Origin of the sequence: Acinetobacter sp. NS-4, from assembly GCF_037402435.1 — a bacterium.
GTDB lineage: Bacteria > Pseudomonadota > Gammaproteobacteria > Pseudomonadales > Moraxellaceae > Acinetobacter.
Genome location: NZ_JBBEUE010000004.1, coordinates 185,020 through 208,298 on the forward strand (window position 1 = coordinate 185,020; position 23,279 = coordinate 208,298).

19 protein-coding genes, 1 tRNA gene and 2 pseudogenes are annotated in these 23,279 nt (G+C 41.0%); 15 read left to right on the forward strand and 7 right to left on the reverse strand.

Annotated elements, in window-relative coordinates:
* The first annotated feature begins 46 nt into the window (after window positions 1-46).
* Together WAE57_RS05025 and WAE57_RS05030 are read left to right on the forward strand one after the other, a co-directional pair.
* A tRNA-Val gene (locus WAE57_RS05025) sits at window positions 47-122 on the forward strand.
* 74 nt (window positions 123-196) lie between these two features.
* Window positions 197-655 (forward strand): DUF2750 domain-containing protein, encoded by a 459-nt coding sequence (locus WAE57_RS05030; RefSeq protein WP_237786183.1) that lies wholly within the window; start codon window positions 197-199, stop codon window positions 653-655.
* 2 nt (window positions 656-657) lie between these two features.
* Here WAE57_RS05030 and WAE57_RS05035 read toward each other — a convergent pair whose 3' ends face one another.
* The 4 genes from WAE57_RS05035 to yccS form a co-directional block, all read right to left on the reverse strand.
* The gene (locus WAE57_RS05035; RefSeq protein WP_337708824.1) at window positions 658-1,440 is read right to left on the reverse strand and encodes a YdcF family protein; all 783 of its coding nucleotides are present in this window, start codon (window positions 1,438-1,440) and stop codon (window positions 658-660) included.
* A gap of 120 nt (window positions 1,441-1,560) precedes the next feature.
* Window positions 1,561-4,197, reverse strand: coding sequence for a sulfite reductase flavoprotein subunit alpha (locus WAE57_RS05040; RefSeq protein ID WP_337708825.1), 2,637 nt, complete (start codon window positions 4,195-4,197; stop codon window positions 1,561-1,563).
* Window positions 4,198-4,367: 170 nt separating this feature from the next.
* On the reverse strand, window positions 4,368-4,928 hold the full coding sequence (locus WAE57_RS05045; RefSeq protein ID WP_237786186.1) for a hypothetical protein: 561 nt from the start codon (window positions 4,926-4,928) through the stop codon (window positions 4,368-4,370).
* Window positions 4,929-5,012: 84 nt separating this feature from the next.
* Entirely contained in the window at window positions 5,013-7,187 is a 2,175-nt protein-coding gene (gene yccS, locus WAE57_RS05050) for a YccS family putative transporter (RefSeq protein ID WP_337708826.1), read from the reverse strand.
* Between the two features lie 136 nt (window positions 7,188-7,323).
* On the opposite strand from yccS, the gene WAE57_RS05055 reads away from it, so the two are divergent.
* A complete protein-coding gene (locus WAE57_RS05055) occupies window positions 7,324-8,538 on the forward strand; it encodes a multidrug effflux MFS transporter (protein WP_337708827.1) in 1,215 nt (404 codons plus the stop codon).
* A gap of 397 nt (window positions 8,539-8,935) precedes the next feature.
* On the opposite strand, the pseudogene WAE57_RS05060 reads toward WAE57_RS05055, so the two are convergent.
* Window positions 8,936-9,399: pseudogene (locus WAE57_RS05060) on the reverse strand (nitroreductase).
* A 429-nt stretch (window positions 9,400-9,828) separates the two neighbouring features.
* On the opposite strand from WAE57_RS05060, the gene WAE57_RS05065 reads away from it, so the two are divergent.
* The 9 genes from WAE57_RS05065 to WAE57_RS05105 all read left to right on the forward strand — a co-directional run bounded on the left by WAE57_RS05065 (window position 9,829) and on the right by WAE57_RS05105 (window position 17,899).
* Window positions 9,829-11,145, forward strand: a complete 1,317-nt coding sequence (locus tag WAE57_RS05065) for a DcaP family trimeric outer membrane transporter (RefSeq protein ID WP_237786189.1) — start codon at window positions 9,829-9,831, stop codon at window positions 11,143-11,145.
* A 306-nt stretch (window positions 11,146-11,451) separates the two neighbouring features.
* Window positions 11,452-12,444 (forward strand): patatin-like phospholipase family protein, encoded by a 993-nt coding sequence (locus tag WAE57_RS05070; protein ID WP_337708828.1) that lies wholly within the window; start codon window positions 11,452-11,454, stop codon window positions 12,442-12,444.
* A 322-nt stretch (window positions 12,445-12,766) separates the two neighbouring features.
* Window positions 12,767-12,964 (forward strand): hypothetical protein, encoded by a 198-nt coding sequence (locus WAE57_RS05075; RefSeq protein WP_237786191.1) that lies wholly within the window; start codon window positions 12,767-12,769, stop codon window positions 12,962-12,964.
* 369 nt (window positions 12,965-13,333) lie between these two features.
* The gene (locus WAE57_RS05080) at window positions 13,334-13,855 is read left to right on the forward strand and encodes an acyl-CoA thioesterase (protein WP_086199282.1); all 522 of its coding nucleotides are present in this window, start codon (window positions 13,334-13,336) and stop codon (window positions 13,853-13,855) included.
* A gap of 148 nt (window positions 13,856-14,003) precedes the next feature.
* Complete coding sequence (locus WAE57_RS05085; RefSeq protein ID WP_337708829.1) at window positions 14,004-14,567, forward strand: TetR/AcrR family transcriptional regulator; 564 nt, start codon at window positions 14,004-14,006, stop codon at window positions 14,565-14,567.
* A 27-nt stretch (window positions 14,568-14,594) separates the two neighbouring features.
* Window positions 14,595-15,785, forward strand: a complete 1,191-nt coding sequence (locus WAE57_RS05090) for an MFS transporter (protein WP_337708830.1) — start codon at window positions 14,595-14,597, stop codon at window positions 15,783-15,785.
* 13 nt (window positions 15,786-15,798) lie between these two features.
* Complete coding sequence (locus WAE57_RS05095; RefSeq protein WP_337708831.1) at window positions 15,799-16,692, forward strand: LysR substrate-binding domain-containing protein; 894 nt, start codon at window positions 15,799-15,801, stop codon at window positions 16,690-16,692.
* Between the two features lie 144 nt (window positions 16,693-16,836).
* A complete protein-coding gene (locus WAE57_RS05100; RefSeq protein WP_337708832.1) occupies window positions 16,837-17,454 on the forward strand; it encodes a glutathione S-transferase family protein in 618 nt (205 codons plus the stop codon).
* 166 nt (window positions 17,455-17,620) lie between these two features.
* A complete protein-coding gene (locus WAE57_RS05105; protein WP_237786196.1) occupies window positions 17,621-17,899 on the forward strand; it encodes a hypothetical protein in 279 nt (92 codons plus the stop codon).
* 282 nt (window positions 17,900-18,181) lie between these two features.
* Here WAE57_RS05105 and WAE57_RS05110 read toward each other — a convergent pair whose 3' ends face one another.
* Together WAE57_RS05110 and WAE57_RS05115 are read right to left on the reverse strand one after the other, a co-directional pair.
* On the reverse strand, window positions 18,182-19,792 hold the full coding sequence (locus WAE57_RS05110) for a bifunctional 3-(3-hydroxy-phenyl)propionate/3-hydroxycinnamic acid hydroxylase (protein WP_337708833.1): 1,611 nt from the start codon (window positions 19,790-19,792) through the stop codon (window positions 18,182-18,184).
* Between the two features lie 312 nt (window positions 19,793-20,104).
* Complete coding sequence (locus WAE57_RS05115) at window positions 20,105-20,344, reverse strand: hypothetical protein (RefSeq protein WP_337708835.1); 240 nt, start codon at window positions 20,342-20,344, stop codon at window positions 20,105-20,107.
* Between the two features lie 578 nt (window positions 20,345-20,922).
* On the opposite strand from WAE57_RS05115, the gene WAE57_RS05120 reads away from it, so the two are divergent.
* From WAE57_RS05120 to WAE57_RS05130, 3 genes and pseudogenes are all read left to right on the forward strand, one after another.
* Window positions 20,923-21,933 carry a GTP-binding protein gene (locus tag WAE57_RS05120; RefSeq protein WP_337708837.1) on the forward strand — a complete coding sequence of 337 codons (1,011 nt, stop codon included), beginning with the start codon at window positions 20,923-20,925 and terminating at the stop codon, window positions 21,931-21,933.
* A gap of 62 nt (window positions 21,934-21,995) precedes the next feature.
* Complete coding sequence (locus WAE57_RS05125) at window positions 21,996-22,526, forward strand: YaeQ family protein (RefSeq protein WP_337708839.1); 531 nt, start codon at window positions 21,996-21,998, stop codon at window positions 22,524-22,526.
* An 89-nt stretch (window positions 22,527-22,615) separates the two neighbouring features.
* Window positions 22,616-23,239 (forward strand): annotated as a pseudogene (locus WAE57_RS05130) (MgtC/SapB family protein).
* Window positions 23,240-23,279 lie beyond the last annotated feature (40 nt).

The window sequence follows — 23,279 nt, forward strand, 5'->3', positions numbered from 1 at the left end:
TTCTTTCTTGCGTCATAAAAATAGCCATGCTATTTTTATTCCTCAAGGGCGCTTAGCTCAGTTGGTAGAGCGTCTGCCTTACAAGCAGAATGTCGGCGGTTCGATCCCGTCAGCGCCCACCATATATTCTCCTTGATAAAATTCTATTTTTTCCATAAAATCTCTAGTTAATAATAATTTTAACTATTGAAAAACTATGAGAAATCCATATCAACGCAAAGCTGCTAAAACTCAAAATAATACCTATAACGCGCAAGAGATCTATAAACAATTTGTTGAAATGATTGTAGGCCAAGGTTATGTCCATGCCTTATATGATGACGGCTGGGCATTATGTGCGACTCCTACCGGTCAGCGTGCATTTGCCATTTGGCAAAGCAAAGGCCTGGCAAAATTGTTGGTAAAAGACAATTGGGCAAATTATCAGATTCAGGAAATTTCATTAAAAGATTTTGTCGAAAAAGTGATTCCTTTTTTACGCCAAGAAAACACCATCGTGTCGATGGATTTAACCCCGGAAGGGCAAAATGTGCTGGTTGCACCGGAAAAATTATTATTGGATATTAAAAATTATCTGTATCGGATTTACGTACAAAAACCTGAATTATTTAAAGATGCAAAACTACCTTTACCACGTAACATTCGTTTGAACTGATTTTAGTATTCCTGTAACAGCCAGCCACTAATGAAGGCAAAGTATTCGCGCAACCAGGAGTTGTAGCGAATATAAAGCGGTGTTGGAGCGCTGAGCGTGACTATCTGCTGATAGCCTTGATGTTTTGCAATGGCTTTGGCGCGTAAAATATGAAAGTCACTGGTGGCAATCACAATAGGCTGGTTCAGATGAATATGCCGCTGTGCCAGCAAAGGCTGTACATTGCGCAGGTTTTCTTCAGTACTGGTACTTTTTGCTTCTAATAGAATACGTGACTGATCAATATGATGCTGTTGTTGCAGATATTCAGACATTACTGCTGCTTCAGAAATCTGTTCTTGAAACCCTTTACCTCCGGTCACGACCAGCAGTGTTTCGGGGTACTGTTTGGCATAGGCGGCACCGATATCTAAACGCTGTTTTAAAGTGGGGGAGGGTCGACCCTTTTCGATTCCACTGCCCAATATAATGACTGCAGCAGCGGGCTGCATGTTATTGGACTGCTGACTGCTATAGTGCAGATAACTGAAAAACATCACTAATGTGATTATCCAGAGAAAAAATCCTGACCATAAACAGCGCCATAACCTCTGTCCTAATGGGGTCAGCTGAACAAGGCTTTGAATCCAGTTAAAACATATCGCATACAGCATCAGTGCTATACCAATAATCAGCGGAAGAATAATGCCTAAGTGAATCTTGTCCAGAGCAAGTAACCATAAGCCATCCAGTACCAGCAAGCTGCCTATTATTAAGCTGAGACTGCGTTTAAAACTGCTGGACATAGGATGGCTCGAGATGAAGATTGTGCTTAGTTTAAACAGATTATAGAGTTTGAGAATAAAAAACCGAGCATTAAGGCCCGGTTTTTTTATTTGATTTAATGATTTAGATTGAATGATGAATTAGTAAACATCACGACGATAACGGCCTTGTTGACGTAGCTGGTCAACTTTAGTTTCACCCAGAATGTCGATTAAGGCCTGATCTACATCGCTAGCCATACCATTGATGCTACCGCATACGTAAATCACTGCGCCATTCTCCACCCAAGCTTTTAGTTCTTGCGCCTGTTCACGCAATTTATGATGCACATAGACTTTTTCTGCCTGATCTCGTGAGAAAGCCAAATCTAGGCGTTGCAACATGCCGGTTGTTTGCCAAGCTTCAATCGTGCTCTGATAGAAGAAGTCATGTTCACGCTGGCGTTCACCAAAGATCAGCCAGTTTTGCGTATAGTCCTGACGGGTACGTGCATGTAGTAAGCTCATTAAGCCTGCCAGACCGGTACCGTTACCAATACAAATGATAGGACGGTTGTCATCAATCAGGTGGAAAGCTTCATTGCTGCGAATGCGCAGTGCAATTTCACTATTCAGTGCTGCATGCTGTGTCAGCCAGCCTGAACCTAAGCCCAGTTGACCTTGGGCATCGGACTGTTGGCGCACCACTAAACGCAGAACTTGTTGTGAAGGAATACTGGCAATGGAATATTCACGTGAAGGCAGCATCGGAAGTTGCTCCAGTAAATGATCTATATTGGCAAAAGGTTCAACTTCACCGGTCAAATCTTTGTTCCATAAGGCCTGTTCAATATTGATCTTTAACGAATCTACAGAGGTATTCGGCTGAATTTGATGCTGCTGCATAAACTGGGCAATACGTTCAGTACTGTTTCCGGGCTGAATCTCGGCGATATCACCGGCTTGCCAGCTCACTTCATGATCCGGCTTTAATTCGATATTAAAGGCGGGAGCACCTAAACTGTTTGGATTAAGCAGATCGCGTTTTGTGAGTGTCCAAGTATCGAAAGTTTTTTCGATATTCATGGCTTGTAATTCAAGTTGGGTCACTTTGGTTAGAGCGCTATTCCATGTCTGAATCTGCTCTTGATTGGCATTATCCACTTCAATGATATTAAACAGCTGCTGCGCACCATTCTGTTTTAACCAGTTATCAACTGCGTGGCCAAAATGACAGAAAGTGTCGGCATATTCTCGAGCACCCAAGGCCAATACTGCATAGTGCAGATGGCTTAAATCAGCTTTTTTGCGCAGTATTTTTTTGGCAAAACCCGAGGCTAAATCGGGTGCTTCACCGGTACCGTAAGTACTGGCTACAAATAAAACCTGTTCGGTATTTTTTAAATCATCCAGACTTAAATGCTGTACAGATTTCACGCTAGCAGGCTGGTGAGCCTGTTGCAGGCTGGTTGCTGTACGCCATGCCAGCTGTTCTGCTGTACCAGTTTGTGACGCATAGACAATCAGCCAAGGTTTTGCATTGCCATCAATACTAACTGCGGTTAAGCCATGACGTGCAGCTTGGGTCAGTTTCTTCTGTTTGCGACGTTTCAGATAGAGCATCCAGCCTGTGACAAAGAACAATGGCATAGCCAGAGCAGCTAGCATTGCCATGAACTGGTATACCGGACCAAAGAAACTGCCACGGTGCACCGGCAGCATGCTGCTCATTATTTTTTCATTTAACTTTTTATCTTCATAAATTTCCATCTCTTTAATGGTAGATGCTTGATAATCAAATATGGCTTTGTTTCGTGCACGTTCATGCTGGGGAATGGCATCGACAAAGCTAATTTCAAGTTCACCATTGGACTTTTTCGGAATATTTAATGTGATGCTTGAATAATCACGACCGACTTGTGCATTAAAGCCGTTCCAGCTTTGGCTGAGCGCCAGATTGATCTGTTCCGGGCTTAAACCTTTTTTCTCCTGTTTTTCACCGCGCGGATGTTCAGCAGCTTTTTCAGGGTTACCTGTAGCTGCATTAGGCATTGTCTGGTCTGAACCTTCGCGGTTGCCGCGTGCTTCCCCGCCACGTGGCGTTTCTGCTTCACCCTTACTTTGCGGTTGTTCAACACCCATCACCGTATACAGGCCGCTACGCCACCAGCCATAAGACCAGGTTAAACCGGTACACGCGATAATCAGGAAGAAAATCACCACCCAGGTACCCACAACCGCATGCAAGTCCCAAAGAAAATTACGGCCTTTCAGTTGTGGCTTAAGCATGAACCACTGTTTAACAGAATGCTTTTTCGGCCAGCGCAGGTATAGACCACTGAGTACAAAAAAGATCAGCATGAGGGTACAGGCCCCAGTGATCTGCTTGCCGACGGGTCCAATGGTTAAATTTCGATGCAACTGCTCGATAAACTTGAAAAATTCTCGTCCTTTAATCTCAGGTAACACTTCGGCTGTGTAAGGATTAATCATCATGGTATAGCCTTTACGTGCACCTTCTTTGACAATATTAATGCTTGAAGATGCGGTCGGGTCTTTGGCTACAGTGATGCTGTTAATTTTCATCTCTGGATCAGTCACCTGAAAATGCTGATACAGTTCGGAAGGGGTTAATTTGGCACGATTTTCAGCCTGTACCGTATAACTCTGTGGATTCAGCCATTTTTGAATAGGTTGTTCATAGGAATAAATGGCACCGGTAACGCCCATAATCGAGAGAATTAACCCGGCGGTAATCCCGAGGAACCAGTGGATCTGAAAAAAGGTTTTTTTTAACATAGCCGAAAAAACAGGGTGATAAACAGAATTAAACTGAATTATAACTGAACTTTTCCAAAATGATATCGATTTTGTAGGTAATATTTATTCTCATTATCATTTGGTTTTATCTAAATTAAAAAACCTCCAATCTGGAGGTTTTTATTTAACTGTATAGCTTGGTCTAGCGTTTAAATCTGTTTTGCTTCGCCCACTGTTTCAGTCAGGTGCTTGCGGATGGTATTGAAAGAAAAGTTCTTTGAATCCATACGTTTTGGCAGAATATAAGCACCTTGCTGACCTTTGACCTTGAAGTTAATCAGCATAAAGTCAGGCGTATTATACCATTCATACACATCTTTCCAGCCAATCGCACCTACACCTTCTTGTGCGCCCATTTGTTGACGCATGATCAGACCGTGTGGTTGTACGCCTAAACGAATGCCTTTAATTTCCTGAACCGGAAATTCGTTCATTTTGCGTTTTACATACCATTCCAAGCCGAATTTACGGATGAGCAGATAGACTACAACACAGACTAAAGCCACCCAGCAAAAAATAGTAGAATAATTTTTCAGCAAGATGATGCCGGCAATGGAAAGAATGGCAACAGCAGCCATGATCAACCATGCTTTGGTACCAATTTTATTGGTGCTACGCCAGATAGCAAGTTGAGCTTGACGTTGCTCAGCCTCGGAAATTTCATAGTTCACAGGCTGTAGGGTATAAGCGTATAAATTTTTCGCGGTCATAATGAATTAACAAATTTAGAACTGTAAAAAGTTTAGCATTATTTATACCAATTCAGTGAGTATATTGTTCCAAAATCATCCTATTTATAATGAGCCTAATTCGGTGGCCTTTTCATCACGGTCATGGCTTAAACTTTGCTTTAAACGACTGAGTTGACTCAGAATGCTGAGCATCAACGATAATTGCTGCAAAACGATCAGCGATTTATGATCATCTTCATTATTTTGGCTTAAGCGCTGACGAATGGTATTCAGCATATTCTGTGCGCTGAGGTCAGGGACTTCATCGTTTAATAGCGCACCGCGAATATCATCTAAAGCTTTGTCTAATAGTTGCAAAACTTCCTGATCTTCAATCTTCTCGCGATGTGCGCCCAGTGCGGCAATATAACTGAGCAGGGTATGATTCAGACACAGGAATTCAAAAGCCAAGCTTTTTTGTACCGGATCAAAATCCGGTTCTGTGGCTAAGGTTGAAATGAGTGAGGCAACATCTGCATCGTTATTATGGGCAGCACGACGCACTACACGATATTTCAAGCCGTTATTGCGTCCGCTTTTGTACTGTTCAATGACTTCGGCTAAATATTCACATTGAGTGGTGAGTGAACGTCGGATCGTGCGGGGCAAACGACGAAATTTCCAGTCCGGGAAAATAAAGCTCACCCCAAACCAGGCCAAGGCACAGCCAATCAGGGTATCAATCATGCGGGGTAGGGCTGCGGCAAAACCTATTCCATCGAGGTTAAAATTAATTAACGCCAAAATAGTGATAAAGGCAGTGGCTTGGGCATATTGTTTACTGCGTAATTCAAAGAACAGTACCCCACTTAAAATCAGCAGTAATAATTGTCCTTCGATTGATGGAATAAAATACAAAATAGCATAACCCAGAATAATACCGACCAAGGTACCAACGATACGCAGACGTAAACGGCGTTTGGTGGCGTTAAAGTTAGGCTGGCTGACAAAGAGAGCAGTCAGTAAAATCCAGTAGCCATATTGAATATTGGTGACCTGTACAAAAATATAGCCAATGAACAGTACAATTGACACCCGGATAGCATGTCTAAACAGCACCGATTCCGGTGTTAAATGTTGTTTAACCCGGATGACGATATCGTCCCAGCCTTTTAAGTCATCATCTTTCAGCTGGTTTTCAATATGTTTGCTTTTATCGAACTTGATATGCCGTTCAGTTTCTACATTACGCAGTTGGGCATCAATTGACTTTAAATTTTGATACAGCGAAAACAGTGCATTGACCCAGACCTGATCATATTGCTGCTCGGCACGAAGTTTTTCCAAAGACAGCTTTAAATTGGCAAAAGCATGTTTAAAGCGTTTGTTATGCTGATAGGTTTCACGCTGCAAAATGCTCTGGCTTAAATCTTTGCAGGCCTTGGCCTGAATAGAGAGAATCCGTTGAAAGCGAAACAAAATATCACTATGTTCAAAAATCTTGACCAGCTTTTGATAATCAATATGCGCTGAATCGGCACGTTCATGAATATCCTGTGCCACAAAATAATATTGCAGGCTGCGACGGGTATCTTTTTGCCCCCGGTCACCTTTTAAACGGGTCAGTAACGCAGTTTTCATCTCATTGAAAATGCCGACCAGCTTGCCATTTTCCAAAGACAGCTCAATCATGCTTTGCTGATAACTGTCTGGAGTCATGTCAACATCAAACAGATTGGATTTGGCAAACAGAAAATCACCGAGTGATGAGTAGCACTGAGAGAGTTTGTCCTGAACTTGGCGAACAGGGAACAATAGGAAACTGATGGTGGAAAGCAGGCCATACCACATTGCACCAATCACCAGGAGTCCAGCTTGAGTATACCAATGATCAAACAGTCCAACACCGAGCATTGAATAGACGGAAATGACCAGACAGCCATAAGAAATGGTGGCGTAGCGACGACCGAGTGAGCCGAGCAGAATCCAGCCAATGCATGACACGATTAGCCCAATGGCAAATAAAATGGGATGAGGAAATAAAAAATAAATTGAGGCAGCGGTAATAAAGAAGCCGATATAGGTATAAATCAGGTTCATGATCCGCACTGAAAAGCGGTCATCGATATCACTTAAACCGGCAGCGACTACACCTAGGGTCAGGGGGATGGTGATAAGTTGCTGTCCCATAAAATAAGGCACAAAGGCAGTACCCGCGAATGCAATAATCATGCGCAGGTTATACATAAATGTCGTGTTATAAGTCGCTTGTTTAAGACGCGTCAGCCAAGATTTCAAGTTATGTCCTAATCCACAAATAATTTATGCAGCATGCAGTGAAATTATGTGATTTTTCACTCTCATGACTGGGAAATAATACTATGTACAGTGTAAGCTTGTCTGCAAAGCCTATATTTAAAAATTAAATATCAATATGTCTGCACAACAATCAACACAAGCATATTCCACGGCCTGGATTATGCTGCTGGCCTTGCTGACCTCTTTGGGTCCGCTTTCTATTGATATGTACTTGCCGGCCTTGCCACAAATGGCACAGGATTTTGAGGTAAGTACGCAAATGGTAGCCAATACTTTACCTGCTTATTTTCTGGGACTGGCTTTAGGGCAGCTGATTTATGGCCCGCTGAGTGACCGAATTGGACGTAAAGCACCGTTGTATCTGGGTTTAACGCTGTATGTGCTGGCCAGCCTGTTGTGTGTTTTTGTCAGCAATGAGTGGAGCCTGATTGCAGCGCGTATTGTACAGGCGGTTGGTGGTTGTGTGGGTGTGGTCATTGCCCGGGCTGCCATTCGTGACCGTCTGGATATGCAAGCTTCAGCGCAGGCCTTTGCCAGCATGATGATTGTGATGGGGATTGCACCCATTATTGCGCCGAGCTTGGGTGCGATGATATTGAAGTTCTTTTCCTGGCAGGCGGTGTTTGTCATTTTAGCTGTGGTGGGGCTGGTCTGTTTGCTGTGTGTCCACTTTTTCTTTAAGGAAAGTTTGCCGCATGAACGCCGTTTAAAGTTGAATATTGGTCAGGTTTTGCGCTTATATATCACTATTTTTAGTGACCAGAGTTTCAGATGGCCGATGCTGGCAGGATGTTTTTCAGGTGGGATTTTATTCTGCTATATCAGTTCATCAGCTGCCGTGCTGATGGATGATTATGGCTTAACCCAGCAGCAATTTGGCTATGCCTTTGGGCTGAATGCCTTTGGTATTATGCTGCTGTCCACTTTAAACAAACGGTTGGCGCAGCATTTTTCTGTAATGCATCGGTTGAAAATGGGCGGTATATTGCAGCTGATCGGTGCCACTATTTTATTGGTCTCGGGGTTAATGGCGACTAGTCCATTATGGCTAGTCTTTATAGGCATGTTTTTGGCGGTTTCAGGTATTGGTTTTACCGGCCCCAATGCGATGGCCCTGGCCATGTCGGAGCAGGGGGCACGTGCGGGAACCGCCAGTGCAATTATGGGAAGTATGCAATTTGCCTGCGGCTTGCTCGGTGGAATCCTGTTAAATTTCCTGATCTGGAGTTCGTTGCTAAACATGAGCATTGTCATGCTGCTTTTTGTCGCGATTACCCTGCTTACGATTATGAAACTCAGTTTAAATCAGGCACAGCATGAATCTTCATAAAGATGAATGAACTAAAAAGAGACCTATAAGGCACTGCTGTCCCATAGTTGAAGTCCATGTGTCAGATTCGCGAGTGTGGCAGGGATGCCCCACACATTCCCCATTCCTTGCGCTGCGTTTTAAAGCAGTGCTTAAAACTGGCTCAGGATGTCGTGTATGGGGAATAAAGACTTTTCTTGAGAACTCAAAATATGTTTTGAGTTCTCATTTTGGTTTGTCAAAAGTAGGGTTTAGCCTACACAAAGCCATTTAAACCTCTAAAGAAAAGACAAGGCTGTGAAAAATATAAATATCAGATACTTAAAGATAAAAAATCATTATGCTGATTCAATACTAAAATAAAATTCAAATTATGGGACAGCATTGACCATGATGGTCTCTTTTTCTTTAAAACGGTTTATTGATCCATAAAAACCGTGAATTCATCAACCGCAATACGCGGTGTAATAAAAGTATTCACAATATTATCAGGATCGGCATAACCGAGTGCAAGGGTACAGACCTGCTCTTCATCTTCAGGTGCATTCAGCACATCCAGTACGATGGAATGGAAATGGTTGCATGCTGCTTGTGGACAAGTATCCAGATCACGCGCCTTGGCAGTGATCATCACGTTTTGAATCATCATGGCAATGTTTTTTGATACTGCTGACCCAGTTCGGGTTGTTGTATAAGTTCAGTTTGGGCTTTGCAAACCACGCCGCAGCGTTTCATCGTATTTCTTGCCCATAATCACATAGCCTTTACAAGGCTGAGTATTGCTTCCTGAAGGTGCCCGGCTCACTACAGTCAAAATATCCCTCATGCTTTGCATATCAACCGCTTTATTTAAAAAACACCTAATGAATGAAGAGAGCTAATGGCATGATCAACGTGCTGAACCTGTTACAAGTGCATAAAAAATCCTTTTGAAATGAGTCTTTAAGCAGGATTTTACTTTATACATTAGTCGAATGGGGATGGGATAAAACTTATATGATTTTTATATAAGTAATTGAATTTAGTATTAATTTTAAAATTGTCATTTATAAATAAGATTGTTTTTTAATCGTCGTTCGAGAAAACTGATTTTAATAAAGCATAAAAATTGCTAGATTTGCCATGACGTGTAAGTTTTTACATGTTGCAATTTTATAATATTTTAAATTTTTTACTGCCTCATAAGCTGAAAATGCAATGATTTTTTAAGCTTGTTAATTTTTTGAAGGGTTTTTTTTCATAGATTTATTGGGTTTTGAAAAATCAAAGAATGCATGGATGCGAATATTTAACAAATCGGAGATTTTAAGAATGAGTCAATTACGTAACGGTAAATTTATCGCTAAAGGTTTAGCATTAGCAGTTACAGCGGTAATGGCAAGCACTACATATGCAGGCACAGCTGAACAAAAACAGATTCAGGACTTACGTAAAGAAGTAGAAGCATTAAAATCTTTAATCCAACAACAACAGCAAGTTCAACAACAGCAACAAACTCAAATTGAGCAAGTCAAAGCACAGCCAGTACAACTTGCTGCAGCGGCAAAACCTGAAGCACCTGCAACAGGCTTTAAAACCAAAGCCGGTGCAAATGTAAACCTATACGGTTTTGTCCGTGGCGATGCCAACTATATTATTGAAGGCGCAGATGATGACTTTAACTCTGCACATAAATCTGAGGGCAAAACTAAAGATAAACTTCGTGCCACTGCTAAAATCACACGTCTTGGTTTAGATTTTAATACGAACGTTGGTGATGCGAAAGTTGGTGGTAAAGTTGAAACTGACTTTGCCGGCTCTAATGAAGCTTTCCGTATTCGCCATGCTTATTTAACTTATAATGACTGGCTATTCGGTCAAACTACTTCGAACTTCTTGTCCAATCATGCTCCTGAAATGATTGATGCTACTACCAACATTGGTGGCGGTATAACGCGTATTCCTCAAGTTCGTTATAACTTCAAACTTGCACCACAAACTCAGTTGTTTGTTTCTGCAGAAAAAGGTAATAGCCTTGCAACTTTGGCAGGTACAGCGGCTGCTGACAAACTTGCCGGTACTGCAGCTGATGTGACATACCGCTTACCAACGCTTACTGCTAAGTTAACCCAAGGTTTTGCAGATGGTAAAGGTTCAGTATCTGCACGTGCTTTGGTTGAAAATTATAAATCAACAGCAGCTGATGATGACAAAACTGGTTGGGGTGTAGCTGCAGGTGTAAATTATCAAGTCACCAATCCATTAAAAGTGTCTGCTGATGTTTCGCATGTGGTGGGTAACAGTAACTATTTATATGGCAGCAATTCAGCTTATATTGTAGATGCGGCAAATAACAGTATTGAGCAGAATGAATTTAATGCAGTTCAAGTCGGTGCAACTTATAAGATTTTACCTAACTTGCGTTCAACACTGGCTTATGGCGCACAGTTTGCTGATGATGGTACTGACTATGCCCGACTCAATACGACAGCGAATGAAAAAGTGCAACAGGCATGGATCAACGTTATTTATTCACCAGTTGCACCAATTGATCTAGGTGTGGAATATATTAACGGTAAGCGCGACACATTTGCTGGCGAATCATATAAAGATAACCGTGTAGGTTTAATGGCTAAATATAATTTCTAATTCAAAACTGGAAATTTAAAAAAGAGGCGATTGATTCGCCTCTTTTTTTATTTGAAAAATTATTTTTAATCTCCAATTAATGTTAAAGCAATCTAATCAATACCATGTAATAAGCGTTTTTTCGATAAACAAAAATTGGTCAAAAAATGAGATAATATAATTATGATAGGGCAAATGTATCAATGATGTTTTTAAAGGCTGATATTTTTGTAATGGGAACTTTACGAAATACTACAGTTTCACAAATAGATCATTCTTAAACTATACGCCTTTTTACGAACAGCTTTATTTATCTTTAGGTGGTTCATGAGCAATATCAAATTTAGTTTTATTGTTTTGGCAGTACTGGGTCTGGGTGGATGCCAAACGGTGTCTCAACCTAAGCTTACTGTTGGTTCAACAGGACTATCTGAACCACCAACTGTAGATGCTCAAGTCCGGGCAGACCGTATTAATTTTAAAAAACTCAAACAGCAGGAAAACCGTCCTATTGTGGCCTTGGTGCTGGGTAGTGGTGGTGCTCGGGGCTATGCCCATATTGGGGTGATTCAGGTGCTGGAGCAGCAAGGTATACACCCTGATTTGATTGTAGGAACCAGCGCAGGCAGTATTGTGGGTTCCATTTATGCCAGTGGTAAAACAGCAGAAGAACTCCGCGATATTGCTTTAAACATGAAAGCCAATGATGTTCGTGATGTAAAGCTGGATATGAAAGGTTTTTTTGACGGTCAAAAAGTTGAAAATTATGTCAATCAGCAAGTCAATAATACGCCGTTAGAATCGCTAAAAATCCCCATGTACGTGGTCGCAACGGAATTAAAAGAAGGCAAAAAAGTCGTCTTTAACTATGGTAATACCGGACAGGCGGTACGCGCTTCGGTGTCTATTCCAAGCATGTTTATTCCAACCAAAATTGGGGCGGATGAATATGTAGATGGCGGTTTGGTGAGTCCGGTGCCTGTAGGCGTGGCACGTGATTTGGGTGCGGATATTGTGATTGCTGTGGATATTCTGGCACAACCGATGCATACCGAAACCAGTAATGTTTGGGGAATGTTCAATCAAAATATTAATATCATGCAAAGCCGTTTAGCTGAAGAAGAGCTCAAGCATGCAGATATCGTGATTCAGCCGGATTTAAGGGAAAAAGGGCATATATTTGATGTAAAAGGCCGAGCAATGACCATGCAAGCCGGTGCAGATGCAGCACAAAATCAATTAAATACCATTACAGCCTTATTGAAACAGAAACATTATCCATTTGGTCATACCGTTCAGCAATTAAGCGCACAGGATTAGCCATTTAATAAACTGCAATGATGAAATCGAATAGAGCCTAGGCTCTATTCGATTTCATCATTGCGATGCTGTTATTTTTAGTTGATTTAAATTTTGGTTTTGATTAATAATTGATCAAAAATAATAGGGTGGTACTGTAAAGATAAACTAATTAATTGATATTTCTCAATAAAATAAACTAAGTGATGAAAGCTTTTATACTATACAATTTTTATATTAATATGTTTTTGTTCAATGATTTAAGTTTACCAGTGGATCAAAATTCACTAAACTGGGTTTTATTGAAATGGTGATGAAAGCATATTTCTGTAAGGATGGTTAAATGAATAGCAGTAGTATGAAAATAGAAAAATTTTTAATCGGCCAAAAAGTCAAAATGGCAAGTATGGGACATCTGGTATTTACCGTCATTGCAGAAAATACTGATGGTACCTATAGTGTTGAAACCCAGCTAGACCAGCAGAATGTACTAAGTTACGGCAATATTTCTAAAGAAATGCTGCGTGAGATAACAGCTTAATCTAATTTTAATTAGGCAATTTATTTGCAGGATGAAACAGGTTAAAGCTTCGCACTTGCGCACCCATGTATTTAATATTTTGTTTTACCCAGTCTTGGTTGGGTGATGACCTAAACAAATGTTTTAAAAAACATAGCCATATTTTTTTGTAATCTAATTTTTAGAACAAATATTCTATTAAAATCAGTCTATAAGAAAAATGCTTATGCGTCAGTGAGTTGATAAATTTGATATATATTTTCTTGAATGATACCAAAATCACTATAAATAATAATGATGGTTTTATTGCCAATTTCCACATTTTATTGCGCAGAAAAACGCTATAATCCTTGCTTATACTATTGTCTGTAAATGAGTCTAGAGAACGCGATGTCCCCATTAGATCAAATTGCTCCAGCATTAGATGACCAGTCTGAATTAACAATGACAGTCTTAATGACTCCTGATATGGCAAACTTTTCAGGAAATGTGCATGGTGGAACAATTCTAAAATTACTGGATCAAGTCGCATACGCATGTGCTAGCCGTTATTCAGGCAGTTATGTCGTGACCTTGTCGGTCGATAAAGTCAATTTCAAAGAACCGATTCATGTTGGTGAACTCGTGACTTTCCTTGCCAGTGTCAACCATGTGGGTCGTACTTCTATGGAAATCGGGATTCGCGTAGAAGCACAGAACATCCAAAAGCGTACCGTACGTCATACCAATAGCTGCTATTTCACCATGGTGGCCGTGGATGAAAATGGTAAACCGAAACAGATTCCTGCATTAAATCTGGACAATGACTGGAAACGTTGCCGTTTTGAGGCGGCTGAACATCGCAAAGTAGCACGATTGCAAGAAAGCCATCATCCATCATGTAGTATTTATAAAAAAACCTCACAATGCTAATGGCCGAATAAGGCGAGTTGAAACATTGATCTAGAAAAGACTGCTTTTAAGCGGTCTTTTTTGATTTTAAAGGGATGATGATGTCTATACATGCAGCAAAAATTAGCCTAATATAAAACGATACGTATCGTATCGTTTTTGGTGAACAGTGAGTGAGTTAGAAAAAACTTCCCGTCGCAAACAATGTATTTTGCAGGCAGTAACTGCCGCATTAGAACAAGATGATTACAGTCATTTAACCATCGAAGATATTGCCGCACGTGCAGGGGTGGGTAAGTCGACCATTTATCGCTGGTGGAAGCATAAATCTGATTTGGTTTTTGATGCCTTTAAAGAGCACACCGCTTCGGTCTTTGATTTGGACTTCGAGCAAAGTCTAGAATCCAATCTGAATCAGCAGCTTTTAAAATTGTCTCTCGCGCTACATCATCCTCTAGGACGCGCCTTACTGGTGGTGATGGCCGAGCATCGTGAAGCAGCCGGTGAGTTTTTCAGGCTGTATTTATTACCGCGTCGTGAGCAAACACGCAAGCTGATTCAACTTGCCATAGAGCGTAACGAAATTATTGCTGATTATCCATTTGAACTGATGCTGGATACGCTGTATGGGCCGATTCATTATCAGATTATTTTCTTTAATTGCATGCCAGATGAAACTTACATACACAATCTTGTGAGTTTGGTGATGCAACCTGTTCTGGTTCAAAAGTAGCACTAGGCTACCGTTAAGTGGGTCATTATGTCTGCGACAAACACAGGGCGTCTATGGAATCGCTCTTTTATATTGTGTCTATGCAATAACCTGTTTTTATTTACCTATTATTATGCCTTACTGACTATTCTGCCGATTTATATCATGAAGGATTTAGGCGGAACGGTGAAAGAAGCCGGTTTGGCACTGACCTTATTTCTGGTGTCTTCCATTGCAGTTCGGCCATTTTCCGGACTGATTGTAGAAAAATTAGGTAAAAAAATCGCCTTTCGCGGTTCAGAATTGCTGTTTGTTCTTTTTGCTTTTAGCTATCTATTTGCCGACAGCATGTGGGCCTTATTGCTGATTCGTTTTATTCATGGCATCTGGTTTAGCATATTAACTACGGTGACCGTGCCCATAGCCAATGATTTTATTCCCGATCATCGCAAGGGCGAGGGCATGGGCTATTTTGTCATGTCGACTAATCTTGCCGTGGTATTTGGGCCTTTAATTGCCTTAACTGTACTGCAATTTACTGATTTTATAATGTTATTTGCACTGTTAACCGCAGTGATCAGTCTGGGTTTTATCTTCTGTTTAATGATTCCGGTACAGGAAAACAAGATCACTCATCTCAATGCGCATACGGAAAAGCCACGACTGGGCTTTCATGACATTATTGAAACACGTGCCATACCGATCGGCTTTGTCGCATTGCTGACTGCATTTGCCTATTCCAGCATTATGAGTTTCATTGCTGCTTATAGTGAATCTAAAGATTTGCTTGCGTATACCAGCCTGTTTTTTATTGTCTTTGCCATTTCCATGATTGTGGTACGACCGTGGGTGGGCAAAATTTATGATCGCAAGGGTGCCAGTGCTGTCATTTATCCTTCCTTTATTTTCTTTGCTATAGGCCTGGTCGTGGTCAGTTTTATCTCCAATCAATGGCTGCTCTGGTTATCTGCTATATTTATTGGCATTGGCTATGGCTCACTCTTTCCATGTTTTCAAACCATTGCCATCCAGTCTGTCGCCAAACAGCGTATGGGACATGCCATTTCCACCTTCTTCACCCTGTTTGATTTGGGTATGGCAATCGGTTCAGTCATTTTAGGCTTGATGATTGCCTATTATGGTTATCAGCTGAGTTATTTATTTTGTGCTGTAATTACTGTGCTGACTTTATTTGTTTATAAATACACAGTTTCGGCATCACTCAAGCAACTTAAATAAAGAGGTACGGTACGTGGAATTACGTCATTTACGCTATTTTGTTGCAGTTGCACAAGAACTGAATTTTACCAAGGCGGCACAGCGAATGTGTACGGTGCAGCCTTCTTTAAGCCAGCAAATTAAAGACCTTGAACAAGAAGTCGGGGTACAATTGCTGGTGCGATCGAACCGGAAGGTTGAACTGACAGAAGAAGGCAAAGCCTTTTTAAAAGAAGCCTTGTTAAGTCTGGAACATGCTGAAAAGGCGATTCAGGATGCGCGGAAAATTGCCAACTTGAGTAAAGACCAGTTGAATATTGGCTTTGTGCCGGTAGCGGAAATGAAAATTTTCCCCTATATCATGCCGAATATTCGAGCACATTTCCCTGACATTAAAATTAACTTTCATAGTCTGACTGACGCTCACCAGTTTAAAGCCCTAAAAAAAGGTGATATTGATATTGCCTTTACCCGCTATGTCGATGAATCGAACGAACTGGAACACGTGCAAATTTTTAGTGAACCGCTGGCTTTAATTGTGCCTAAGGATTCACCGATTGCCGAGCAGCGTCATATTAGTATCAAGAGTTTTAATCATCAGGATTTTGTCATTAGTGATGAGGATGCCTCACCGCAGTTGCACAAAATTATTACCGATTTCTTTAAGCAATCTAAACTGGACGTCAACATTGTCCAGCATTCGACCAACATTCTGTTAAATGTCAATCTGGTCGGCATGGGAGTGGGTTGGAGCCTGGTACCGGCTTATGTGATCCCTCTATTGGGGGATAAAATTATTGTAAAAAATACTATTGAACCTTTGCCGATGATTGACCTGTATGCCAGTTACCGTAAAGGGCAAAAAAATGAAGTGATTGAGCTGATTTTAAAAATTTTAAAAGAACAGTTTTATATGGGCTTCTTTTAATAATAAATTTTTTACAGTGCATGATGCTTTTTTTAAGTGAGAAGCATCGTTGTGCATGGCCATGCTGTCCTATAACAATTATCCCTCGCTTAATTAAATTGATCTATACTCGAAATCTAAAACAAAAATATAGGCCGAACAACAATGATCAAGCTGTACAACAATGCGCAATCACGTGGCATGACCCTGCTGCCTTTACTGAAAGAGCTGGGTATAGAAGACCAGATTGAACAGATTCAAGTGCCGTATGAACAGATGCATCAAGCTGAATATTTGAGCATTAATCCGATGGGGAAAGTACCTTGTCTGGTCGATCAGGGTGTTGTGGTGTCGGAGGTGGCAGCCATATTTGCTTATCTGGCCGATAAATATATAGAAAAAGGTTTGGCACCGGCTCTGGATGATCCCAAGCGTGGTGCCTATCTGAAATGGATGTTCTTTGCTCATGGACCTTTGACTGAATATATGGATTTAAAAGGGCTTAATGTGCCGGATGAGCAAATTGAGCAAAGAAAACGGAGCCTGACTTTTGGTCATGAAGAAAGCGTATTGGCATTCTTAAAAAAGGGTATGCAAGAGGCAAATCCGTATTTACTGGGCGAGAAAATTTCAGCAGCGGATTTATTTCTGGGTTACTGGATGGTTTTTGCCATTTCTTTCAAAATATTGCCTTATCTGGATGAGTTCAAGCCGTTTATTCAGCTGCTGGCCCAACGTGATTCCATGAAAGATGTGCCGTGGTTTCAGAAAATAAATGCTTAATATTATTTTGTTCTTTCATTTATGCAAAATCAAAAAACTATTTGAACACCTCTTCTCATCTCACCAGATCTGGGAGGAAAGGAGATTGTGATCCTGTGAATAATGTTCGAGTTATCGTAGATTCCAAAACAGGTTGAGTCGTAATAACTATGAAAGGAAATCTGTAATGGAAGAAAATATAAAGCTTATTGAATCCTTATACAAAAGGATTTCAGTAATTCTTTTAAATGAATGGGATCCTATTGGTGTGCAAGATTTTCCAGAAGCATTTGATGAATATGATAGCTATGTTGCGCCATTGTATAAAATGCTGATAGACAAAAAACCATTACAAGATATATTCGAGTATTTAGTTTGGGCTGAGTCAGAGCATATGGGGTTAAGCACTGTTGATAGGCAGCATACTCATCTTGTTGCCCAAAAATTGAAAGGCCTCAGCGATTAAATTGATTCTGTGATTAATTTTGTCTAGTTCCATCATTGTACTCTGGAACACCAAACTGGTTAATTTTAGTTATTAGAAACCTAACCAATTATTCATTCGTGGGTAATTGGTTTTTTCTTTTTTAAAGAAAAGGAAGAGGGTGTCCAGTTATATACGTTCTGCGTGCCCATTTGGATAAGAAGATGCAATTTATATCGGTAAAGAATTTAGATAAAAAAAGACCACGCTTTCGCGTGGTCAGGCCTCTGAATATGATTCAGTGAATGTATTTTTATATCTGTATTATTTTACGTGTAGCTTTTTGAACAGCTGCTGGCTTACGTGGTCTAAAGTTTGTGGAATGGCCAATGCTGCCACAAAACGGTCAGGACGTAAAATAACAACCGAGTCAGATGTTTTACCAAACCAGCTGCGAATATCGGTACCAATATCGCCAATGGTAATCACGCCGTCAAATTGCTTACGGTTTTCATTACCAAACTGAACTTCGGGAATCACCTGAATAAATTTGACGCCTAATTTCTTCCAGACTTGCATAGTGGCATCCGAGATGCCCCATTGAGGATCGACGCCCCAAGCAATAATGGCAAAGTCATTCGCAATCACTTCATCAAGCAGAACAGTTTCACCAGATTCAAGTTTCACCTGTGGCTGGATAAACATTTTACCGACAGGAGATTCCTTTTTACCGTCTGCAAGCAATGCACCATCATTATATTTCGGCATCGGTTTAAAGCGCATTTCAAGCAAATACTGTTTAATCGGTTTGATGTAATTCAACGCATAGGCAATACCGTCACGCACGAAACCTTGCCATTTTTTCGGTGGCGCAAGCACGTGGCCTGCCATCACGGAAAGGTCAATCATGGCTTTGGCATGGTCTTTACGTTCAATCTGGTAAGAGTCCAATAAATCTGGAGTCGCTTTACCTTGTACAACCAATGCCATTTTCCAGGCCAGGTTAAAGGCATCACGCATACCGCTGTTATAGCCCTGACCTTGCCATACTGGCATGATATGTGCGGCATCACCGGCAAGTAAAATGCGGTCAACACGGAATTTATCGGCAATACGTGCGTTGTGGGTATAAACACGCTGACGAATCACTTCGATATTTTCAGCATTCGGTAATACTTTAGACAGTAATTTGGCGATGTTTTCCGGTTTGCTCAGTTCTTCCTGAGTTTCACCCGGCATCACCATGAATTCGAAACGGCGGATACCATGTGGTAGTGCAGCAGAAACATATGGACGCACCGGGTCACAGCACAAGTAAATGTGTGGAGTCGCTAGAGGATCATTTTCAATGTCGATCACGATCCATTGATTCGGTGCAGTTTTACCATCAAAAGCAATGTTTAAAGTACGACGTACAATCGAGTTACCACCATCACAGGCAATTAAATATTTTGCTTGAACAGTTTCTTCTTTCTGGTTTTTATCTTGAATCTTAAGCGTTACGCCATTGGCATCCTGGCTAAATTCATTCAGCTGACGTGAAAAAAGTACTTCAGTCTTTTCATACTGCTTTAAACCTTGCAGCAAAACATTGTCGACTTGAGGCTGAATAAAGGCATTACGACGTGAAAAACCGAATTCACGGGTCAGTGGCTGAATATCTGCGAAACAGCGACCTTTAGGGGTCAAGAAACGCATCGCATGATTTGGCGTGGTATGCGGTAGTACTTGATTGACCAGACCCAGTGATTGAATGGTACGTAAAGATTCATCATCAATACCAATTGCACGCGGGTAATCGATCAAGCTGTCTAACTGCTCAATGACGGTGACCTGAACGCCTTGTTTGCTTAAATAGTTTGCAATAGTCAAACCTACAGGGCCTGCACCCAAGATTGCCACTTCAGTCGTGTAATTCGTTTTGCTTGTGCTCACAGCGAATATCCATTCAATTCACAATAACGCTATTAACGGTGAAGTGGAGCAACCAAACAAGCTATGCCATAGTAGAGATGTAGAATGAAAAGAAAACAGCTTTAAAAATGATAATTTATTAAATTATTGAAAATTAATAATTATATATGTATTTAACTATAGGGTTTTACAGATTGATGATCATTTTTTTCTATCATTGAGCAAAAATTTTGAGAAATAAAAAAAGCTGAATTATTAACATAATTCAGCTTGCTTGATGCAATCATTCCAAGTGTGAACAAGGTGGAGTGAATGATTGCGAGGCTTAAAATTTTATTGAGCAGGTTTGGCCGCAGAAGTTTTTTCGGCTGCAGTTTCTACAGCCGCAGTTTCTTCAGCAGGTTGAGCTGAGGCTGGTTTAGCCACTGTATTTTCAGTGGCTGTGGCAGGTTGTTCTTGGGTCGAAACAACCACTTTTTCTTCTTCTTTTTTGGGTTTCTCTGCCTTTGCCGCAAAAGTGCCGGCAGCAGCGATGGTAAAAATAGAAGCAAGTAATATTTGAATGAGTTTCATATCAGGCATCCTTTTTGTTTTTAAAAGTTATTAGCCGCATATTTTTCATCACCAAAATATGGACAGCACTCATGCTAAAGTTGATGGGCTGTGTGAGCAATCAATTCAACAAACTGAAACACAGCTGTTAACCTGAAAAATACAAGTAAGCGTTGAGTGTTTAGGTAATGTAAGAAACACGGCAAAAATTGCAGAAAAAATGTATGAAGATATTTCTATAGATGCTTATAAACAGGCTGTTTTTTACTTGTGATATACAAAACAGGGGTTCAGCAGCATTTTTGCAGATAAGCTACTTGCGATTAAATGTAAAAAAATCTTTCAGAATTTGCGCAAAAGTTTAACAACTCACGCTTGAAGATGCTCTCATCCACATAGTTAGTGCACAAGCAAGGTTACTAAGCATGTCTATCAATAAAAGAATAAGCGCTAAAAAGGCCAGGCGAAGCATTAAATTCTGTTGAATTCGTTGCGATCCCGCAGGGAAAAAATTAAAGTGGAGCTAGCTGCCGATGGCTTGAGAGAGCAGCATACACTTGCAGCCATTGACTTTAGTCCCTCTCAAAAGCGAGTAAATTTTGAAACTGATTTCTCCCACTCAAGCTGTACCGACGCATATTATTTCCGGATTTTTAGGTGCTGGAAAAACCACTTTGCTCAAGCATTTGCTCAGTCAAAAGCCAGAAAATCAGGTTTGGGCGGTATTGATGAACGAGTTTGGACAAATTGGGGTCGATCAACAGTTGTTGCCGCAAACGCAAGGTTATGAAGTCAAGGAGCTATTGGGCGGCTGTCTGTGCTGTAGCAGCCAGTTGCCGATGCAGATTGCCTTGTCGCGCTTATTATCTGAAAGCAAACCGGACCGCTTATTTATCGAACCGACAGGGCTCGGCCATCCTGCACAATTGTTGGAACAGCTTACCGAACCGCATTGGCAGCAGAGTATCGCCATGCGTGCACTGGTTACGGTGGTGGATGGTTCTCGCTTGCATGATTTGGACTGGACGCAGCAAAATTTGTATGCAGATCAGTTAAAAGCGGCAAATATTATTGTGGTTTCTCATGCAGACACCATGGATTTTGCAGATGATCAGGCCTTAGAGGCACTTAAAAACGAATATCAGGCGTATCAGCAAACCTGGCTGATGAGTGGGCAAGAGCAGATTTCACTTCAGCAAATTGATCAGGTTTATGTCGGAACTGAACGCAAAATTCAGCCTTTACTGAAAATTCAAAAGACATTTTCAGCTGGACAGCCTCTACCAGAAATTAAACAGTTGCCTTATCACTATGTTGAAACTGCTCAAGGCTATAGTGTGGCGGGGTGGAAATTGCCCAAACGCTGGCAATTCGATTTTTATGCCTTGCTGGACTTATTGTGTGAACAGCAGCATTGGCTACGGATTAAAGGTATTTTTAATACCAATCAGGGCTGGAAAAGCTTTAATTTTAATCCGGAACAATTTAACTACCAGTCTGCTGAAGAAGGCATTGATAACCGTATTGAAATTATTGTGCAGGATCAGCATGACTGGCAGTTATTTGAACAGCAACTGTTTCAGTGCCAGATTCATCCAGAGCTGGATTAAAAACATTTCAGCAAAATACATCCAAATCTTATATGCTAGGCGCCAAATTTGAGGACACTTTTATGGCGCTTAAAGCAACGATTTATAAGGCGGATTTAAATATTGCCAATATGGATGATCATCAATATGGTGATTATCAACTCACTATGGCGCTACATCCATCGGAAACCATTGAACGCTTGATGGTACGTATTTTGGCCTATGCCCGTTTTGCAGATGAAGCCCTAGAATTTACCAAAGATCTGTTTGAAACCGCTGAACCTGCCTTGTGGCAAAAAGACTTAACTGGTCAGCTGATCAAGTGGATTGAAGTGGGCAGTCCAGATGAAGATAAGGTAAAAAAAGCCAGTGCGCGTTGTAAGCAAGTGGCTGTAGTCACTTATGGATCAGCTGTAGATGAATGGTATAAGCGCAACAGCAAATTAAAAACTTTAAGCAATGTCGAAGTGTGGAAACTCTCTACCGCGACTACAGAAGCATTGCCACAATTATGCGAGCGCACCATGCAGTTGCAGCTAAACGTGATGGATGGTGAATGGACCTTGATTGGGGATCATGCCCAAGTTGTGGTGGAATGGGAACAATTACAATAAGTATATACAGGTTGCAGGTCTAGGCTTGCATCCTGATTTAAAAATTGCGTATACCTGAAAATAATAAAAATGAATAAAGGGAAAATTATATGCATCCGGATCTCTATCGTTTGCTGATTGCCCTGGGCATTGGTGCAATTATTGGTGCAGAGCGAGAATACCGCAGTAAATCCGCTGGTCTTCGAACCATTATTATGGTTAGTCTGAGTTCATGTTTATTTACCATTATGTCTTTAAAAATTGGTGTAGATAGCCATGACCGGATTGCAGCCAATATTCTGACTGGTTTGGGTTTCGTTGGGGCAGGGGTGATCTTTAAAGACGAAAACCGTATTTCTGGAATTACCACGGCTACCACCATTTGAATGACAGAGGCATTGGGCATGGCGGCTGGTGCAGGCTATGAGCTGTTAAGCCTGTTCGCTATATTCATTGTTTTAATCGTACTGATTTTTTTGATCTATGTTCAGGAGGGTATAGAAGCCCTGAGCCATGCACGCACTTATCGAATTATTTGTCCTTATCAGCGCCAGACTTTAGATCAATATGAAGAATTGTTTAAAACCTATGACATGAAAGTGGTTCGCAGTGTGCAACATAAAACCGAGCAGCGCATTAGCGGACGCTGGATTTTGATCGGTTCGGGTGAAAACCATAAAAAATTAACCGCTTATTTATTGAATGATTCCAATATCCAGGAGCTCAGCTTTTAAAGATACATTCGCCAAATCCTAAAGCATTCAGCTAAATCCA

Coding starts and splice junctions, on each gene's coding strand:
- WAE57_RS05030 (WP_237786183.1), top strand. CDS start 197: ATGAGAAATCCATATCAACGCAAAGCTGCTAAAACTCAAAATAATACC.
- WAE57_RS05035 (WP_337708824.1), bottom strand. CDS start 1,440: ATGTCCAGCAGTTTTAAACGCAGTCTCAGCTTAATAATAGGCAGCTTG.
- WAE57_RS05040 (WP_337708825.1), bottom strand. CDS start 4,197: ATGTTAAAAAAAACCTTTTTTCAGATCCACTGGTTCCTCGGGATTACC.
- WAE57_RS05045 (WP_237786186.1), bottom strand. CDS start 4,928: ATGACCGCGAAAAATTTATACGCTTATACCCTACAGCCTGTGAACTAT.
- WAE57_RS05055 (WP_337708827.1), top strand. CDS start 7,324: ATGTCTGCACAACAATCAACACAAGCATATTCCACGGCCTGGATTATG.
- WAE57_RS05065 (WP_237786189.1), top strand. CDS start 9,829: ATGAGTCAATTACGTAACGGTAAATTTATCGCTAAAGGTTTAGCATTA.
- WAE57_RS05070 (WP_337708828.1), top strand. CDS start 11,452: ATGAGCAATATCAAATTTAGTTTTATTGTTTTGGCAGTACTGGGTCTG.
- WAE57_RS05075 (WP_237786191.1), top strand. CDS start 12,767: ATGAATAGCAGTAGTATGAAAATAGAAAAATTTTTAATCGGCCAAAAA.
- WAE57_RS05080 (WP_086199282.1), top strand. CDS start 13,334: ATGTCCCCATTAGATCAAATTGCTCCAGCATTAGATGACCAGTCTGAA.
- WAE57_RS05090 (WP_337708830.1), top strand. CDS start 14,595: ATGTCTGCGACAAACACAGGGCGTCTATGGAATCGCTCTTTTATATTG.
- WAE57_RS05100 (WP_337708832.1), top strand. CDS start 16,837: ATGATCAAGCTGTACAACAATGCGCAATCACGTGGCATGACCCTGCTG.
- WAE57_RS05105 (WP_237786196.1), top strand. CDS start 17,621: ATGGAAGAAAATATAAAGCTTATTGAATCCTTATACAAAAGGATTTCA.
- WAE57_RS05115 (WP_337708835.1), bottom strand. CDS start 20,344: ATGAAACTCATTCAAATATTACTTGCTTCTATTTTTACCATCGCTGCT.
- WAE57_RS05125 (WP_337708839.1), top strand. CDS start 21,996: ATGGCGCTTAAAGCAACGATTTATAAGGCGGATTTAAATATTGCCAAT.